At 71.0% G+C, this 17,655-nt stretch carries 14 protein-coding genes and 2 pseudogenes; 13 read left to right on the top strand and 3 right to left on the bottom strand.

Annotated elements, in window-relative coordinates; translation table 11 throughout:
- Positions 1-98 precede the first annotated feature (98 nt).
- Together ASC60_RS19845 and ASC60_RS19840 are read left to right on the top strand one after the other, a co-directional pair.
- On the top strand, positions 99-320 hold the full coding sequence (locus ASC60_RS19845; RefSeq protein WP_055552725.1) for a heavy-metal-associated domain-containing protein: 222 nt from the start codon (positions 99-101) through the stop codon (positions 318-320).
- Positions 317-2,608 (top strand): cation-translocating P-type ATPase, encoded by a 2,292-nt coding sequence (locus ASC60_RS19840; protein WP_055552723.1) that lies wholly within the window; start codon positions 317-319, stop codon positions 2,606-2,608. Before ASC60_RS19845 ends, ASC60_RS19840 begins: the two co-directional genes overlap by 4 nt.
- 477 nt (positions 2,609-3,085) lie before the next feature.
- On the opposite strand, the gene ASC60_RS19835 is transcribed toward ASC60_RS19840, so the two are convergent.
- Positions 3,086-4,375, bottom strand: a complete 1,290-nt coding sequence (locus tag ASC60_RS19835) for a citrate synthase (protein WP_055552721.1) — start codon at positions 4,373-4,375, stop codon at positions 3,086-3,088.
- Between the two features lie 186 nt (positions 4,376-4,561).
- Positions 4,562-6,769, bottom strand: coding sequence for an ATP-dependent RecD-like DNA helicase (locus ASC60_RS19830; protein WP_055552720.1), 2,208 nt, complete (start codon positions 6,767-6,769; stop codon positions 4,562-4,564).
- 208 nt (positions 6,770-6,977) lie between these two features.
- On the opposite strand from ASC60_RS19830, the gene ASC60_RS19825 reads away from it, so the two are divergent.
- The 7 genes and pseudogenes from ASC60_RS19825 (at position 6,978) to ASC60_RS19795 (ending at position 14,624) form a co-directional block, all read left to right on the top strand.
- Positions 6,978-7,994 (top strand): LacI family DNA-binding transcriptional regulator, encoded by a 1,017-nt coding sequence (locus tag ASC60_RS19825; RefSeq protein ID WP_055552718.1) that lies wholly within the window; start codon positions 6,978-6,980, stop codon positions 7,992-7,994.
- The gene (locus ASC60_RS19820) at positions 7,991-9,610 is read left to right on the top strand and encodes a sugar ABC transporter ATP-binding protein (RefSeq protein ID WP_055552716.1); all 1,620 of its coding nucleotides are present in this window, start codon (positions 7,991-7,993) and stop codon (positions 9,608-9,610) included. Before ASC60_RS19825 ends, ASC60_RS19820 begins: the two co-directional genes overlap by 4 nt.
- A complete protein-coding gene (locus ASC60_RS19815; protein ID WP_055552714.1) occupies positions 9,600-11,549 on the top strand; it encodes a substrate-binding domain-containing protein in 1,950 nt (649 codons plus the stop codon). The genes ASC60_RS19820 and ASC60_RS19815 overlap by 11 nt, the downstream gene beginning before the upstream one ends.
- 186 nt (positions 11,550-11,735) lie before the next feature.
- A complete protein-coding gene (locus ASC60_RS19810; protein WP_055552712.1) occupies positions 11,736-12,662 on the top strand; it encodes a ribokinase in 927 nt (308 codons plus the stop codon).
- Positions 12,659-13,057: a D-ribose pyranase gene (rbsD, locus tag ASC60_RS19805; protein ID WP_055552711.1), complete on the top strand. Its 399-nt coding sequence runs from the start codon at positions 12,659-12,661 to the stop codon at positions 13,055-13,057. The genes ASC60_RS19810 and rbsD overlap by 4 nt, the downstream gene beginning before the upstream one ends.
- A 173-nt stretch (positions 13,058-13,230) precedes the next feature.
- Positions 13,231-13,515 (top strand): annotated as a pseudogene (locus tag ASC60_RS38480) (transposase); the annotation flags it as partial.
- Positions 13,512-14,624, top strand: coding sequence for an LCP family protein (locus ASC60_RS19795; protein WP_079038496.1), 1,113 nt, complete (start codon positions 13,512-13,514; stop codon positions 14,622-14,624). The pseudogene ASC60_RS38480 and the gene ASC60_RS19795, both read left to right, overlap by 4 nt.
- A gap of 204 nt (positions 14,625-14,828) precedes the next feature.
- On the opposite strand, the pseudogene ASC60_RS19790 reads toward ASC60_RS19795, so the two are convergent.
- Positions 14,829-15,267: pseudogene (locus tag ASC60_RS19790) on the bottom strand (serine hydrolase domain-containing protein); the annotation flags it as partial.
- A gap of 420 nt (positions 15,268-15,687) precedes the next feature.
- Between ASC60_RS19790 and ASC60_RS19785 the strand changes: the two are divergent.
- The 4 genes from ASC60_RS19785 (at position 15,688) to ASC60_RS19770 (ending at position 17,654) form a co-directional block, all read left to right on the top strand.
- Positions 15,688-16,095 carry a hypothetical protein gene (locus ASC60_RS19785; RefSeq protein WP_055552706.1) on the top strand — a complete coding sequence of 136 codons (408 nt, stop codon included), beginning with the start codon at positions 15,688-15,690 and terminating at the stop codon, positions 16,093-16,095.
- Positions 16,096-16,166: 71 nt separating this feature from the next.
- Complete coding sequence (locus tag ASC60_RS19780; RefSeq protein ID WP_055552704.1) at positions 16,167-16,817, top strand: sigma-70 family RNA polymerase sigma factor; 651 nt, start codon at positions 16,167-16,169, stop codon at positions 16,815-16,817.
- The gene (locus ASC60_RS19775; RefSeq protein ID WP_055552703.1) at positions 16,814-17,167 is read left to right on the top strand and encodes a hypothetical protein; all 354 of its coding nucleotides are present in this window, start codon (positions 16,814-16,816) and stop codon (positions 17,165-17,167) included. Before ASC60_RS19780 ends, ASC60_RS19775 begins: the two co-directional genes overlap by 4 nt.
- A 97-nt stretch (positions 17,168-17,264) precedes the next feature.
- On the top strand, positions 17,265-17,654 hold the full coding sequence (locus tag ASC60_RS19770; RefSeq protein WP_055552701.1) for a hypothetical protein: 390 nt from the start codon (positions 17,265-17,267) through the stop codon (positions 17,652-17,654).
- The last annotated feature ends 1 nt before the right edge of the window (position 17,655 follow it).

The following is a 17,655-nucleotide window of genomic DNA, read 5'->3' as shown; positions in this document are numbered from 1 at the left end:
AATACCCCCTAGGGGTATAAAGTTGAAAGGGCAGGAGGCGCTGCGCCAACCGGCGCCCCTCGCGCACCGTCAGCCACTCACCCACAGAGGAGAAATCCATGAGTTCCGAGGCGAACACCGTCACCGCCGTCTACCAGGTGACCGGCATGACCTGCGGCCACTGCGAGGGTGCCGTCGCCGAGGAAATCGGCGCCCTCGACGGCGTCAGCTCCGTCAAGGCCGTGGCCTCCACCGGCCAGGTCACCGTCGTCTCGGCCGCCCCGCTGGACGAGACGGCCGTCCGCGCCGCCGTCGACGAGGCAGGTTACGAGCTCGCATGACCATCACGGCTCCCGACGCCGGGCACCAGACGCGGGTCGAGCTGGCCATCGGCGGCATGACCTGCGCTTCCTGCGCGGCGCGCATCGAGAAGAAGCTCAACCGGCTGGACGGCGTCACCGCCACGGTGAACTTCGCCACCGAGAAGGCCCAGGTGTCCTACGGCAGCGGCGTCGAGGTGGCGGACCTCATCGCCACGGTCATCAAGACCGGCTACACCGCCGAGGAACCGCCCCCCGCCGAGCCGGAGCCCGAGCCCGCCCCCGACAGCGCCGAGACCACGGCCCCGGCGCCGGGCCGGCACGACCCGCTGCGCCACCGCGTGCTCGTCTCGCTCGCCCTGTCCCTGCCCGTCGTGGTGCTGGCGATGGTGCCCTCGCTCCAGTTCGACAACTGGCAGTGGCTCTCCCTCACCCTCGCCGCGCCGGTCGTCGTCTGGGGCGGGGCCCCCTTCCACAAGGCCGCCTGGACCAATGCCCGGCACGGTGCGGCCACCATGGACACCCTGGTCTCCCTCGGCACCCTCGCGGCGCTCGGCTGGTCCCTGTGGGCCCTGTTCTTCGGCGACGCGGGCATGACCGGCATGCGGCACGGCTTCGACCTCACCGTCACCCGTGCGGGCGGCTCGTCCTCGATCTATCTGGAGGCGGCCGCCGGGGTCACCACCTTCATCCTCATCGGCCGCTATCTGGAGGCGAAGTCCAAGCGGCGGGCGGGGGCGGCGCTGCGCGCACTGCTGGAGCTGGGCGCCAAGGACGTCGCCGTCCTGCGCGGAGGAGGGGAAGTACGGATCCCGGTGCGCGACCTGGCAGTCGGGGACCGCTTCGTCGTACGTCCCGGCGAGAAGATCGCCACGGATGGCACGGTGGTCGAGGGCAGCTCCGCCGTCGACGCCTCGATGCTGACCGGTGAATCCGTACCGGTGGACGTCGCGGTCGGTGACACGGTCGCGGGCGCGACCGTCAACACGGCGGGCCGCGTCGTCGTGGAGGCCACCCGGGTGGGCGCCGACACCCAGCTGTCCCGGATGACCCGCCTGGTGGAGGACGCGCAGAACGGCAAGGCGGAGGTACAGCGGATCGCCGACCGGATCTCCGCCGTCTTCGTGCCGATCGTGCTGCTGATCGCCGTGGGCACCCTGCTGGCCTGGTGGCTGACGACGAACGACGCGACCGCCGCCTTCACCGCCGCCGTCGCCGTTCTGATCATCGCCTGCCCGTGCGCCCTGGGCCTGGCCACCCCGACCGCGCTCATGGTCGGCACCGGCCGCGGCGCCCAGCTGGGCATCCTCATCAAGGGCCCCGAAGTGCTGGAGTCGACCCGCCGGGTGGACACCGTCGTCCTCGACAAGACCGGCACGGTGACCACCGGCAGGATGCGGCTGCACCAGATCATCCCCGCCCAGCGCACCGGCGAGGACGAGCTGCTGCGGCTCGCGGGCGCCGTGGAGCACGCCAGTGAGCATCCCATCGCCCGCGCCATCGCCGACGGCGCGGCCGAGCGCACCGGGACGCTCCCGGCGCCCGAGAGCTTCGCGTCCGAGCCCGGGCTCGGCGTCCGGGGCGTCGTCGACGGCCACGCGGTGCTCGTCGGCCGCGACACGCTGCTCGCCCAGTGGTCCATCGAACTGCCGGAGGACCTGGCGACCGCCAAGGCCGCGGCCGAGGCGGAAGGCCACACGGCGGTCGCCGTCGCCTGGGACGGGCACGCCCGCGGCGTCCTCACCGTCGCCGACGCCGTCAAGGAGACCAGCGCCGAAGCCGTCACCCGGCTGCGCGCCCTCGGACTCACCCCGGTGCTGCTCACCGGCGACAACCGGCGTGTGGCCGAGTCGGTCGCCCGCGAGGTCGGCATCGACGAGATCATCGCCGGCGTCCTGCCCCAGGACAAGGTCGACGTCGTGAAGCGGCTGCAGGACGAGGGCCGGACGGTCGCCATGGTCGGCGACGGGGTCAACGACGCCGCCGCCCTGGCCACCGCCGACCTCGGCCTCGCCATGGGCACCGGGACGGACGCGGCGATCGAGGCCGGCGACCTCACCCTCGTCCGGGGCGACCTGCGCGTGGCCGCCGACGCGATCCGGCTGGCCCGCCGGACCCTCGCCATCATCAAGGGCAACCTGTTCTGGGCGTTCGCCTACAACATCGCCGCGCTGCCGCTCGCCGCGGCCGGTCTGCTCAACCCGATGATCGCGGGCGCCGCGATGGCGTTCTCCTCCGTGTTCGTCGTGAGCAACAGTCTGCGACTGCGTTCCTTCACGGCGTCCACGGTCTCCACCAAGTCCCCATAAGCCACACAACACCCATACACAAGAGCCTCGAATTTTAAATCGGGGCTCTTGCCCTTTTACGCCCCCATATGGCAAGAGACGCAGATCACAGGCAACCCAACGTAACCATTGAGGCGGGTCGCGAGTCTAATGGGACGGTGGGGATACGTCTTGGGGGACGCATCCTGCTACGCGTGGCCGGGGCGACGTACTCGGGGAGCTTTGAGCGGCCCTCCCGTACGTACGCGTCCCGGCAGATCGCGTCCGTACGAGCCCGTACGGCCCACAGAACGCCCGGGCCGGATCCCGTGGGGGGAATCCGAACCGGGACAAGGGAAGCGCCCCGCTCCGACCCGTGGGGGGATCGGAAGCGGGGCGCTTCTCGCTTCTTTTGAGGCTCGGCCGGCCTTCGGCTCACTCGCCGGAAGAACGGGGCACCCGAGCGCGAAAGTGCCCCCGGCCGGTCAGACGGGGGCACCCTGGGGCTCTGCCAGAACCCTAGCGCTGCTCCACCGGGACGAAGTCGCGCTCGACGACGCCCGTGTAGATCTGGCGCGGGCGGCCGATGCGGGAGCCCGGCTCCTTGATCATCTCGTGCCACTGGGCGATCCAGCCCGGCAGCCGGCCGAGCGCGAACAGCACGGTGAACATCTCGGTCGGGAAGCCCATCGCCCGGTAGATCAGACCGGTGTAGAAGTCCACGTTCGGGTAGAGCTTGCGCTCCACGAAGTAGTCGTCGGCGAGCGCGTGCTCCTCGAGCTTGAGCGCGATGTCGAGCAGCTCGTCGGACTTGCCGAGCGCGGAGAGGACATCGTGCGCCGCCGACTTGATGATCTTCGCCCGGGGGTCGAAGTTCTTGTAGACGCGGTGCCCGAAGCCCATGAGCTTCACGCCGTCTTCCTTGTTCTTCACCTTGCGGATGAAGGTGTCGACATCGCTGCCGGACGCCTGGATGCCCTCCAGCATCTCCAGCACCGACTGGTTGGCGCCGCCGTGCAGGGGGCCCCACAGGGCGTTGATGCCCGCCGAGATGGAGGCGAACATGTTGGCCTGCGAGGAGCCGACGAGCCGGACCGTCGAGGTCGAACAGTTCTGCTCGTGGTCGGCGTGCAGGATCAGCAGCTTGTCGAGCGCGCTGACCACGACCGGGTCCAGCTCGTACTCCTGCGCCGGGACCGAGAAGGTCATGCGCAGGAAGTTCTCGACGTAACCGAGGTCGTTGCGCGGGTAGACGAACGGGTGACCCACCGACTTCTTGTACGCGTACGCCGCGATGGTCGGCAGCTTGGCCAGCAGCCGGATCGTCGACAGGTTGCGCTGCTTCTCGTCGAACGGGTTATGGCTGTCCTGGTAGAACGTCGACAGCGCGCTGACCACGGAGGACAGCATCGCCATCGGGTGCGCGTCCCGCGGGAAGCCGTCGTAGAACCGTTTGACGTCCTCGTGGAGCAGCGTGTGGCGGGTGATGTCCTCACGGAACGCGGCCAGTTCGTCGACCGTCGGCAGCTCACCGTTGATCAGAAGGAAGGCCGTCTCCAGGAAGGAGGCGCGCTCCGCCAGCTGCTCGATGGGGTACCCGCGGTACCGCAGAATGCCCTGCTCACCGTCCAGGTAGGTGATGCCGGACTTGTACGCGGCGGTGTTGCCGTAACCGGAGTCCAGGGTCACCAGACCGGTCTGGGCGCGCAGCTTGCCGATGTCGAAGCCCTTGTCGCCGACGGTGCTGTCGACCACCGGGTAGGTGTATTCGTCGTCTCCGTACCGCAGTACTACAGAGTTGTCGCTCACGTCATCCCTCACCGACGTCTGGTTCTCTTCCTCGAGGTGCCCTGACTCCCCCCACCTTCCCCTACTCGGGTGATGAAGCTGCACTCGGGGTCGACTGAAGGGCCTTTTGGCGGCACTCAGTGCCGCCTCCACGGCCATCCTGCCCCGTTCGTCACCGTTCGGAAACCCTCTTGACACACTCGACTCCTATGCCCCGCCGAGCCGGTGATCCAGCGCCGTACAGCGTCTGCCCGCCGAGACCGTACGCACCGCCTGCCCGAGCGCGCGGCGCGATCCGACCAGCACCACAAGGCGCTTGGCCCGGGTCACGGCCGTATACAGCAGGTTCCGCTGCAACATCATCCAGGCCCCGGTGGTCACCGGGATCACGACGGCCGGGTACTCACTGCCCTGGGAGCGGTGGATGGTCACCGCATAGGCGTGAGCCAGCTCGTCCAGCTCGTCGAAGTCGTACGGCACCTCCTCGTCCTCGTCCGTCAGCACGGTCAGCCGCTGCTCATCGGTATCGAGGGAGGTGACGACTCCAACCGTGCCGTTGAAGACCCCGTTGGCCCCTTTCTCATAATTGTTGCGGATCTGCGTCACCTTGTCGCCGACACGGAAGACCCGGCCGCCGAAACGCCGCTCCGGCAGGTCCGGCCGGGCCGGGGTGATGGCCTGCTGCAACAGTCCGTTGAGCGTGCCCGCGCCCGCCGGGCCACGGTGCATCGGGGCGAGGACCTGCACGTCACGGCGGGGGTCGAGGCCGAACTTCGCGGGCACGCGGCGGGCCGCGACATCCACCGTGAGCCGCCCGGCCTCCTCCGTGTCGTCCTCCACGAAGAGGAAGAAGTCCGACAGGCCCCGCGTGATCGGCGGGGCGCCGGAATTGATCCGGTGGGCGTTGGTGACCACCCCGGACTGCTGCGCCTGGCGGAAGATCCGGGTCAGCCGGATGGCCGGCACCGGGCTGCCGTCGGCCAGCAGATCCCGCAGCACCTCCCCGGCGCCGACGCTCGGCAGCTGGTCCACATCCCCCACGAACAGCAGATGGGCGCCCGGCGGGACCGCCTTGACCAGCTTGTTGGCCAGCAGCAGATCGAGCATCGACGCCTCGTCGACGACCACCAGGTCGGCGTCCAGCGGGCGGTCCTTGTCGTACGCCGCGTCCCCGCCGGGCCTCAGCTCCAGCAGCCGGTGCACCGTGGACGCCTCGGCCCCGGTCAGCTCGGCGAGCCGCTTGGCGGCCCGGCCGGTGGGGGCCGCGAGCACCACCTTGGCCTTCTTGGCGCGGGCCAGCTCCACCACGGACCGCACGGTGAAGGACTTGCCGCAGCCGGGGCCGCCGGTGAGCACCGCGACCTTCTCGGTGAGCGCGAGCCGCACCGCCTGGCTCTGCTCGGGGGCCAGGTCGGCGCCGGTGCGCCCCGCGAGCCAGCCCAGCGCCGCGTCCCAGTCCACGCCCTGGAAGGCGGGCATCCGGTCCTCCTCGGTGCGCAGCAGCCGCCGCACCTGACCGGCCAGCGAGATCTCGGCGCGGTGGAAGGGCACGAGATAGACCGCCGAGACCGGCTCGCCGTCCTCCGGGCCCGGCACCGGTTCGCGCACCACGCCCTCGTCCTCGGCCGCCAGCTCGCCCAGGCAGTCGATGACCAGACCGGTGTCGACCTGGAGCAACTTCACGGCATCGGCGATCAGTTGCTCCTCGGGGAGGTAGCAGTGGCCCTGATCGGCGGACTGGGACAGCGCGTACTGCAGACCGGCCTTGACCCGGTCGGGGCTGTCATGCGGGATGCCGACCGATTGGGCGATCTTGTCGGCGGTGAGGAAGCCGATGCCCCAGACGTCGGCGGCCAGCCGATACGGCTCGTTCTTCACTACCGCGATCGACGCGTCGTCGTACTTCTTGTAGATCCGCACCGCGATGGAGGTGGAGACTCCGACACCCTGGAGGAAGACCATCACCTCCTTGATGGCCTTCTGCTCCTCCCAGGCCGCGGCAATCATCTTCGTCCGCTTGGGGCCGAGGCCGGGGACCTCGATCAGCCGCTTCGGCTGCTCCTCGATGACGTCGAGGGTGTCGACGCCGAAGTGCTCGGTGATCCGGTCGGCGATCCGGGGGCCGATGCCCTTGATGAGACCCGATCCGAGATAGCGCCGGATGCCCTGCACGGTGGCGGGCAGGACGGTCCGGTAGTTCTCGACGGTGAACTGTTTGCCATATTGCGGATGGGAACCCCAGCGGCCCTCCATCCGCAGCGACTCGCCCGGCTGTGCGCCCAGCAGCGAGCCGACGACGGTCAGCAGATCGCCCGAACCACGGCCGGTGTCGACCCGGGCGACCGTGTACCCGTTCTCCTCATTGGCGTAGGTGATCCGCTCCAGAACCCCTTCGACCACCGCGAGTTTGAGCATGCACCGACCGTACCGCCAGGGGCGGACACCGGGCCGGGGCGAAAGCGAGCCTGTGGGTCATCCGAAGGGCCCGCGGTGACGGTTCGGGCGGAGCGGAACATCACGATCCGATTGCGGCCCGCTCCGGCATCTTGCCCCGCCCTCGTGTAATCGATTCCAATCTCCCTCGGCGTCATCGATGTAATCGATTCCACGAGGAGGTGGGGCGATGCCGGCCATCAAGGACGTGGCGCGGCGCGCCGGGGTCTCCGTCGCGACGGTCTCCCGGGTGCTCAACGACCACCCGGCCGTCCGTACGGATACCCGGGACAAGGTGCTCGCCGCCGTCGCCGACCTCGGCTACCGGCCCAATGCCGTCGCCCGCTCGCTGCGCACCCATCAGACCCGTGCCCTCGGGCTGGTCGTCAGCGATGTGCTGAACCCTTTCTTCACCGAGTTGGCCCGCTCGGTCGAGGACGCGGCCCGGGACCGGGGCTACAGCGTGGTCATCGGCAACGCCGACGAGCGGCCCGACCTCCAGGACCACCACGTCCGCACTTTGGTGGACCGCCGCATCGACGGCCTGCTGGTCAGCCCCACCGACGGCGGCTCCCCGCTGATGCTGGACGCCGCCCGCACCGGCACGCCCATGGTCTTCGTCGACCGCTGGATCGAGGGCGAGGGGCTGGACGAGGTGCCCGTCGTGCGCACCGACGGCCGGGGCGCGGTCCGCGATCTGGTCGCCCATCTGCACGCCCTCGGCCACCGCCGGCTCGCCATCATCGCGGGCCCGGCCGCCACCACCACCGGGCGCGAACGGGTGGACGCCTTCCGCTCCGCCCTGCGCGAGTTCGGCCTCGCCCTGCCCGCCGACCACATCGGCCAGGGCGACTTCCAGGCCGACAGCGGGCGGCGCGTGACCGCCCGCTTCCTCGACCTGCCCGAGCCCCCGGAGGCGATCTTCGCCGCCGACAATCTGATGGCGCTCGGCGCGATGGACGAGATCCGCTCCCGCGGGCTGCGGGTGCCCGACGACGTGGCGCTCGCCGCGTTCGACGACATCCCGTGGTTCGTCCACACCGATCCGCCGATCACCGCCATCGCCCAGCCCACCGGAGACCTCGGCCACGCCGCCGTCGGCGCGCTGATCGACCGCGTGGAGGGGCGGACCGCCGCATCGGTGACCCTGTCCGCCCGCCTGGTCCCCCGCCGCTCCTGCGGCGAGCCCGAAGGGAACACGCCATGACCACGACGCCCAGCCCCGAGCCGGAACCGGCGGACCACGGGGAGGAGATCCTGCGGATGGAGGGGGTCCGCAAAACGTTCCCCGGCGTGGTCGCGCTGGACGGCGTCGACTTCGACCTCCGCCGGGGCGAGGTGCACGTCCTCCTCGGCGAGAACGGCGCGGGCAAGAGCACGCTGATCAAGATGCTGTCCGGCGCGCACCGCCCCGACGGGGGACGCGTACTGGTCGACGGCAACCCGGTCCGCATCCAGGGCGCGCAGGACGCCGAGCGGTTGGGCATCGCCACCATCTACCAGGAGTTCAACCTCGTCCCCGACCTCAGCGTCGCCGAGAACATCTTCCTGGGCCGTCAGCCGCGCCGCTTCGGGCTGGTCGACCGTACGGCGATGGACGAGCGGGCCGCCGAACTCCTCGCCCGCGTCGGCGTGGACGTCTCTCCCCGTACCCGCGTCAGCGACCTGGGGATCGCCCGGCTGCAGATGGTCGAGATCGCCAAGGCGCTCAGCCTGAACGCCCGCGTTCTGATCATGGACGAGCCGACCGCCGTGCTCACCACGGACGAGGTCGACAAGCTCTTCCGGATCGTCCGCACCCTGCGCGCGGACGGGGTGGGCGTCGTCTTCATCACCCACCACCTGGAGGAGATCGCCGCCCTGGGCGACCGCGTGACCGTCCTGCGCGACGGCCGCAGCGTCACCCAGGTCCCGGCCACCACCGATCAGGACGAACTGGTGCGGCTGATGGTCGGGCGGTCCATCGAGCAGCAGTACCCGAGGGAGCGCCCGGCCTCCGGCAGCGCGTCCGGGAACGCGGGTGAGCCGCTGCTGAAGGTCCGGGGGCTCGGCCGCGGCGGCAGCTTCCAGGACATCGACTTCGACGTGCGTGCCGGGGAGGTGGTCGGCCTCGCCGGTCTCGTCGGGGCGGGCCGCACGGAGGTCGTACGGGCCCTCTTCGGCGCCGATCCGTACGACACCGGCACCGTCGAGGTCGCGGGCGTGCCGCTGCCCCGCCATGACGTGGTCGCCGCGATGGACGCCGGGATCGGCCTCGTCCCCGAGGACCGCAAGGGCCAGGGACTGGTCCTGGACGCGTCCGTACAGGAGAACCTGGGCCTGGTCACGCTGCGCGGCGCCACCCGCGCCGGGTTCGTCGACCGGGCCGGGCAGCGCCGCGCGGCGGAACGGATCGCCGAGCAGCTGGCGGTCCGGATGGCCGGGCTCGACCAGCGCGTGCGCACCCTCTCCGGCGGCAACCAGCAGAAGGTCGTCATCGGCAAGTGGCTGCTCGCCGACAGCAAGGTGCTCATCCTCGACGAGCCGACCCGCGGCATCGACGTGGGCGCCAAGGTCGAGATCTATCAGCTCATCAACGAACTCACCGCCTCCGGCCACGCCGTCCTGATGATCTCCAGCGACCTCCCCGAGGTGCTGGGCATGAGCGACCGGGTCCTGGTCATGGCGCAGGGCCGGATCACCGGAGAGCTGACCGCGCGGGAAGCGACCCAGGACGCCGTCATGGCCCTGGCGGTGAAGGACGTCAAGGGCGTCGAAGGAAGCACAGACGGCGCCGACGAAGGAGTCGGCGTCAACGAAAAGGAGGGCTCCCGTGGCCACTGACACGCTCGCGTCCACGAAGGACCCCGGGGGCCCGGCCGTACTGCGCCGCGTGCTGCTCGACAACGGCGCGCTGAGCGCCCTGGTGCTGCTGGTGGCGGCGATGTCGCTGCTGTCCGGCGACTTCCTCACCACCGACAATCTCCTCAACGTCGGCGTCCAGGCGGCGGTCACCGCGATCCTCGCCTTCGGCGTCACCTTCGTCATCGTCTCCGCGGGCATCGACCTGTCGGTCGGCTCGGTGGCCGCGCTGTCCGCCACCGTGCTCGCCTGGTCGGCCAGTTCGCAGGGGCTGCCGGTATGGCTCGCGGCGCTGCTCGCCGTCGCCACCGGCGTCGCATGCGGCCTGGTCAGCGGGGCGCTGGTGTCGTTCGGCAAGCTGCCGTCGTTCATCGCCACGCTCGCGATGCTGTCGGTCGGCAGGGGCCTCGCCCTGGTCATCTCACAGGGCAGCCCCATCTCCGTCCCGGATTCGGTGTCCGGCCTCGGCGACACGCTCGGCGGCTGGCTGCCGGTCCCGGTGCTCGTGATGATCGCCATGGGCCTGATCACCTCCGCGGTGCTGGGCCGTACGTACACGGGCCGCGCGATGTACGCGATCGGCGGCAACGAGGAGGCGGCCCGGCTCTCCGGCATCCGGGTGGGCCGCCAGAAGCTGGTCATCTACGCCCTGTCCGGCGGCTTCGCCGCGATCGCGGGCATCGTGCTCGCCTCCCGGCTGTCCTCCGCGCAGCCGCAGGCGGCGGTCGGCTACGAACTGGACGCGATCGCCGCGGTCGTCATCGGCGGCGCGAGCCTGTCCGGCGGCGTCGGCAAGGCGTCGGGCACGCTCATCGGCGCGCTGATCCTGGCCGTGCTGCGCAACGGGCTCAACCTGCTGGAGGTCTCCGCCTTCTGGCAGCAGGTCGTCATCGGTGTCGTCATCGCGCTCGCGGTACTGCTCGACACGGTGCGCCGGCGCGCCGGGGCCCGCCCCGCGGCGCCGGGCGCCTCGGCGGGCGGTCCGTCCGGCGGCGGCCGCAAGGCGGCCGTGAACGCCGGGAAGTTCGCGGTGGCCGCCGTGGTCGTCGCCGCGTTCGCCTTCGGCTCGTCCCTGTGGCACTCCGGTTCGGACAGCGGCGCGAAGACCAAGGTGGGGCTGTCGGTCTCGACCCTCAACAACCCCTTCTTCGTCCAGCTCAAGGCGGGCGCGCAGGCCGAGGCCAAGCGCGCCGGGATCAGCCTCACCGTCACCGACGCCCAGAACGACGCCTCCCAGCAGGCCAATCAGATACAGAACTTCACCAGCCAGAACATGAAGTCGATCATCATCAACCCGGTCGACTCCGACGCGGCGAGCCCGTCCGTCAAGGCGGCCAACAAGGCCGGTATACCGGTGCTCGCGGCCGACCGGACCGTCAACAAGGCGGACATCGCCTCCCTGGTGGCCTCCGACAACATCGCGGGCGGCAAGCTCGCCGCCAAGACGCTGGCCGAGCGGCTGGGCGGCAAGGGCCGGATCCTGGTCCTCCAGGGCGTCGCCGGTACGTCCGCCTCGCGCGAGCGCGGCCAGGGCTTCGCGGAGGGGCTGAAGGCCTACCCGGGCATCAAGGTCGTCGGCAAGCAGCCCGCGGACTTCGACCGCACCAAGGCCCTGGACGTGACCACCAACCTGCTCCAGGCCCACTCCGGCGTCGACGGCGTCTTCGCCGAGAACGACGAGATGGCACTCGGCGCGATCAAGGCGCTGGGCTCCAAGGCGGGCAAGTCCGTCAAGGTCGTCGGCTTCGACGGCGAGCCGGACGGTCTCAAGGCGGTACGGAACGGCACGCTCACCGCGACCGTCGCCCAGCAGCCCGAGCAGCTGGGGCGGCTGGTCGTACGGAACGCGATCAAGGCAGCGAAGGGTGAGAAGATCGCCGGTGCGGTCAAGGTCCCGGTGAAGGTCGTCGCGGCGAAGTGAACGGCTCACCGGCTGACACGTACCAGATGACAGGTGTCGGCTGACCACTGACGGATGACGGGTATCGGCTGACAGGTATCAGCTGACAAGCCACAGCCGACGAATGACAGCTGACAAGTGACAGCTGACGAGTGACGGCTGACGAGTGACAGCTGACAAAATCGCCCGTCTGAAAGGACATACCGCATGCACGACTACGACCTGCTGGTCGTGGGCTCGGCCAACGCCGATCTGGTGGTCGGCGTCGACCGCCGCCCCGGGGCCGGGGAGACCGTCCTCGGCTCCGACCTGGCCGTCCACCCCGGCGGCAAGGGTGCCAACCAGGCCGTCGCCGCCGGCCGGCTGGGGGCCCGCACCGCCCTGCTGGCCCGGGTCGGCGACGACGCCTACGGCCGGCTGCTGCTGGACTCGCAGCGGGAGGCCGGGGTCGACACCGCCGGGGTCCTGGTCGGCGGCGCGCCCACCGGAGTGGCGCTGATCACGGTGGACCCCTCCGGCGACAACAGCATCGTGGTCTCCCCCGGCGCCAACTCCCGGCTCACCCCCGGAGACGTGCGCGGCGCCGGGAGCCTGCTGGCCGCCGCCCGCGTCGTCTCCCTCCAACTGGAGATCCCGCTGGAGACGGTCGCCGAGGTGGTGCGCACCGCGGACGCGGGCTTCGGCGACCGGCCCGGGCCGCGCGTGGTGCTCAACCCCTCCCCGCCCGCGCCCCTGCCCGCCGAGGTGCTCGCCGCGTGCGATCCCCTCGTCGTCAACGAGCACGAGGCGCGGTATCTGCTGAGCGGCGATCCGGCCGGGGACGCCACGGACCCCGAGGCGTGGGCGTCGGCGCTGCTGTCGCGCGGCCCGCGCTCGGTGGTGGTCACCCTGGGCGGCGCGGGCGCGCTCGTCGCCGACGGCGACCGTACGGTCCATGTCCCCAGCCTGCCGGTCGACGCCGTGGACACCACGGGCGCCGGTGACGCCTTCACCGGCGCGCTCGCCTGGCGCCTGGGCGTCGGCGACGACCTGGAGACCGCGGTCCGGTACGCCGTACGCGTCGGCGCGGCCGCGGTCACCCGGGCCGGGGCGCAGGTGTCGTTCCCGACCGCCGACGAGCTGGCCGCCCTGTGAAGCGCGCGGGGATCCTCAACCGTCATCTCAGCGCGGGTATCGCGCTGCTGGGCCACACCGACACGGTGATGGTGTGCGACGCGGGCCTGCCGATACCGTCCTGCGGTCCCGTCGTCGTCGACCTCGCCTTCAGGGAGGGTGTGCCGTCCTTCGAGCAGGTGCTGACCGGGCTGCTGGACGAGCTGGTGACCGAGGGGGCGGTCGCGGCGCAGGAGGTGAGCGAGCACAACCCGGCGGCGATGGCCCTGCTCGACGCCTGCTTCCCCTACCCCGCGCTGGATCTCGTGTCCCACGAGGAGCTGAAGTCCCGGACGGCCACGGCGAAGCTGGTCGTACGGACCGGTGAGGCGCGGCCGTACGCGAACGTACTGCTGCGGTGCGGCGTGCCGTTCTGAATCACTCCGCCGAAAACGATGCGGCGAAATAAATTCAACGGCGGCGCGAATAACCGTATTCCGGCTCGCGGTTGAGAGGTTGGCGATTCGATCATCAAATGCGCCGACCTGTCAACCGCCCTCGGCGCCACTGCCGCCCTTCGGCCATAAGTGAGTTCTTTGTCACGGCGAACGCCTCCTACGCCGGCCTCGCCCCGACAACGAAGTCGTCGGGAACCTCGATCCACGGCGAACACGCACCACGAGGCGGCAACCGGCAGCTCAAACGCGCGATGTTCCTGTCCGCGTTCGCAGCACTGCACGATCCCGCCTCCCGTTCCTACTACGACCGGTGCCGGGCCCGCGGAAAGACCCACACCCAGGCACTTCTCCGCCTGGCCCGCCACCGCATCAGCGTGCTGTTCGCCATGCTCCGCGACGGCACCTTCTACGAACCCCGAACCCCACGCCTCGCTTGACGAAAGACATAGAGGCACCCCCGGGGGCCGCGGGATGGCCGGGCGTCCCGCCCCAGCGCGGGGGCGGGACGGGCTCCGGCGGAGGCCCGTCCCTCAGACGCAGACCGCCCAGGCAGCCCGCCAGCCGGCGGCGCCGGATCGCGCGGACGGTGACCCTCCTGCTCCGCCTGCCGCTCCTGGCAGCCGCGGGCACCTACGTCTGGGCCGACAGCGCCCTCGACCGCCGGGTCGACCTCGACAAGGCCGCCGCGGACCGCCCGCCGCACGGCAAGGGGACCAACTATCTGATCGTGGGCTCCGACAGCCGCAACGGACTGTCCGGCGCCACCAAGAAGCAACTGCACACCGGCTCCGCCGACGGCGGCCGCACCGACTCGGTGATGGTGCTCCACACCGGTGCCCACGGCAGCACCTTGATGAGCCTCCCGCGTGACTCCTGGGTGACCATTCCCTCCTTCATCCGTCCCGAGACCGGCAAGCACTACCGCGCGGCCCGGAACAAGCTGAACGCGGCGTACTCGCTGGGCGGTCCCGATTTACTCATCCGCACCATCGAGCGCAATACGGGTCTGCGCATCAACCACTACGCGGAAATAGGGTTCGCGGGCTTCGTGGGTCTGGTGAACGCGGTCGGTGGCGTGGACATGTGCGTGAAGAAGAATGTCAAGGACGAGAAGTCGGGGCTGAATCTGAAGAAGGGCTGTCACAACCTCGATGGCGCCCAGGCGCTCGCATTCGTCCGGCAGCGTCACCAAGAGGCCCAGGGAGACCTCGGACGTTCCAAGAATCAACAGAAATTCCTCGCCGCGCTCGCCCACAAGGCCGCCACGCCGGGTGTCGCACTCGACCCGTTCACGCTCTATCCGACGATACGCGCGGGGCTGGACACCCTCATCGTCGACAAGGGCATGAGCATGCCCGATCTCCTGTCGCTGTTCGAGGCGATGAAGGGCGTGACGGCCGGCCACGGGCAGCGGATCAACGTCCCCGTCTCCAGCCTGGGTTTCCGGACCTCGAAGGGCAGCGCCGTACGGTGGAACACCGCGCGGGCGAACAAGCTCTTCGGCGAGCTGAGGCACGACCGCCCCCTGAGCCGCGACCTGCGCTAGGCACCCCCAGGACAAGGCGGAGACGCGTTTCGAGGGGCCCGGTCCGTCGACCAGGCCCCTCGTTTCCCCTCCCCAGGGCTTCCTCTGAAATCCCCCCAGATCCCCTCCCAGGAAGCCCGATGCCAGGTACGACCGGCCAGGGTGCGGAAGGGTTGCACGATTTTCTGAAGTTATTGATCCGTTACTTCAGGTCCGCAGAACTCCGTCGTGGACCGGGGCGCCGGGGGAGTCGTCGTGGAGCCATGAGTACGCGACGGGGTGCGGCCTGGGCGTCCGCGGGCTGGTGCCGGGGAACGACGTTTCGCGCAGCTTCAGCGGTTTGATGATCCGCCGCGTCGCCTCCCGCGCGTAGGAGTGTTCCCGTCGCCTTCTCGATGACCATCCCCGCGAGGACGTAGTCGGTGTTCGAGTACCGCGGCTCCCCGCCCGGCGCGGAGTGTGGCGGATGCTTCATCGCGACCGCCACCAAATCCTCGGGCGTGTAGGTGTCGTAGCGGTGCTCGGGGAAGCCGCCGCCGGAGGTGTTGGCCTGGAAGTCCGGGTCGTCGGTGTAGTTGTGGAGGCCGCTGGTGTGGTTGAGCAGGCGCCGCAGGGTGATCCCGCCACCGTCGTTCCCGTTGCCCCGGACCAGCCCGGGCAGCCACCCCGGGCATCCCGCCCTCCTCCACCCACTCCCGCAGCGCGTCACGCGTGGCCTCGTGGCCGTCCGTCGTGGCGGCGTGCGCGGGCGCGAGGGTGGCGGCGCCCACGGCCAGGCTCACCACCAGGGCGCATAAGCCCCCGCGTGCCGTTCTCTGTCTCATCCGCAGACCTCCGGGTCGCCGTGGGGCCCGGGTGGCCCCCGTGGTGTGAGTGACGCGGCTCGCGCCCCGGGGGTTGATCGGCTTGCTCCGGCGCCGCGGAGAGGTGGCCCCGCCGTCGCGGAAAAATTTCCGGGTGGCCGCGACAACCCCGGGTGGGGCCGCACGTCTGGTGGGGTGAAGGCGGGTTTCCGGGGTGGGTCTTCCGGCCTCCGGCGCCGCCTGACCCGTCAGCGTTCCCCCGACCTCTTGGAGTCGTCCCTATGCGGCACATCCGCGCACAAAAGCCGAGCCGCCCCGCGCGCACCTGGGTGCTGGGGTCGGCCGCCGGCATCGCCCTGCTCGTGGGCGGCGGCATGGCCGCCCAGGCGGCCACCGCCGACCACGCGCGACCGGCCACCACATCGAGCACGTCCACCCCGGTGCCGGTGCCGTCCGCCCCGGACGACACCCAGCCCAAGCCCGTCCCGTCCGTCCCCGGCTCCGCACACCCCAAGCCCGTGCCCTCCACCCCCGACGACACCCAGCCCAAGCCCGTCCCGTCCGTCCCCGGCTCCACGCACCCCAAGCCCGTGCCCTCCACCCCCGACGACACCCAGCCCAAGCCCGTCCCGTCCGTCCCCGGCTCCGCACACCCCAAGCCGGTGCCCTCCGCTCCGGCCCGCCCCTAGCCGCCAGTCCCGGATGGGTCGGGGCCGGATCCGGAGCCGGCCCCGGCCCACCGATGAGGTGAACGAGGACGATGCAGCTCACTCATGTCCTGCCGTGGTGGGTCCGGCTGCTCCGCCGCACCCGGACGACCGCCACGCCGCCGGGCGTCGAACCGCCACGCGCCCGGCGGCGGTTCCGGCTGCTCAAGCCGGTGGACGGCCGGGACGGCCAAGGCGGCCGGAACGGCCGGGAGCCGAGCCCCACGCTGGCCGATCTGTACCGGGCCCGGCGGCTGGACATGGTCCGGCTGGCGGTGTTCCTGGTGGACGACCAGCACACCGCCGAGGACGTCGTCCAGGACGCCTTCGCCGCGGTGTGCCGCAGGCACGGTTCCGCGTTGGACAGCCTGGAGGACGCGCACGCCTATCTGCACACCGCTGTCGTCAACGCCGCCCGCTCCGTGCTGCGCAGACGCCGCACGGCGCGCGCGTACACCCCGCCCCACCAGGGGCAGGGCGCGCCGGTCGACGAGCGGCTCCTGCTCGCCGAGGAGCACCGCCAGGTTCTGGACGCGCTGGCGAAACTCACCCGGCGTCAGCGTGAGGTACTGGTGCTGCGCTACTGGTCGGACCTGACCGAGGCACAGATAGCGGAGACCCTGGGCGTGTCCCGTGGAACGGTGAAGTCCACCGCGAGCCGCGCGCTGGACACCCTCGAGAAGCTGCTGGAGGTGGACCGATGACAACGAGGCGTCCCGCCGTCGAACGACGGCTGCGCACCGCCCTCGACGCCCGTGCGCGGCTCATCACCGCCCACGATCTGTCACCGGCGCGGCCTCCCGTGGGCCGGGCCTGGGGGACCCGCCGGATCCGGCGGACCGCGTCCCTCGTCGTCGCGGCCGCGGCCGCCACCGCGGTCCTGTGCTTCCTGCTCCTTCCCGGTTCGCCGGGGCGAAGCCGTCCGGAGCCGCCGGCCCACCACCCCCGCGTCTCCGACACCCCCACCCCCGCCCCCGCCCCCACCTCCACCCCGGGCGACAGCACCCGCCCCCGGCCGTCCCCCTCGAAACCGGCCCCGGGGCTGCCGCGCTGACCGGCTGGGGCGGAAATCGGCACCGAGCGCGGGGATCGCGGCCGGCCCGTACGGCGCCCCGCGCTCCAGGGGCTCCCACCTGCTAGCTTCCGAAGGCGTGAACGACAACGTGTACGTGGGCAACGCGGGCAAGGACGCGGCACTGGACCGGGGGTGGATCCTCGGGCACTTCAAGGAGGCCGACGACCCCCGCCACAGTGAGGATGTGGAGATCAAGTGGGGCGTCCACCCGCCCGGGGACGAGCGGGCGGAGTGGGTGCGGGGCGAGGAGCGGACGGCTCTGCTGGTGCTGATCAGCGGCCGCTTCCGCGTCGAGCTGCCCGGCCGCAGCGTCCTCCTGGAGCAGCAGGGTGATTACGTCGTGTGGGGGCGCGGCGTCGACCACTCCTGGTGCGCGGAGGAGGAGTCGGTGGTGTTGACCGTGCGGTGGCCGTCGGTGCCCGGATACGCGGTGACCCCAGCGGTGGCCCCAGCGGTGGTCCCATAGG

This window comes from Streptomyces sp. NBRC 110028 (genome assembly GCF_001417735.1).
GTDB lineage: Bacteria > Actinomycetota > Actinomycetes > Streptomycetales > Streptomycetaceae > Streptomyces.
Note: the sequence above shows the minus strand (reverse complement) of the source record. Positions and strands in the feature narration are given on the sequence as shown.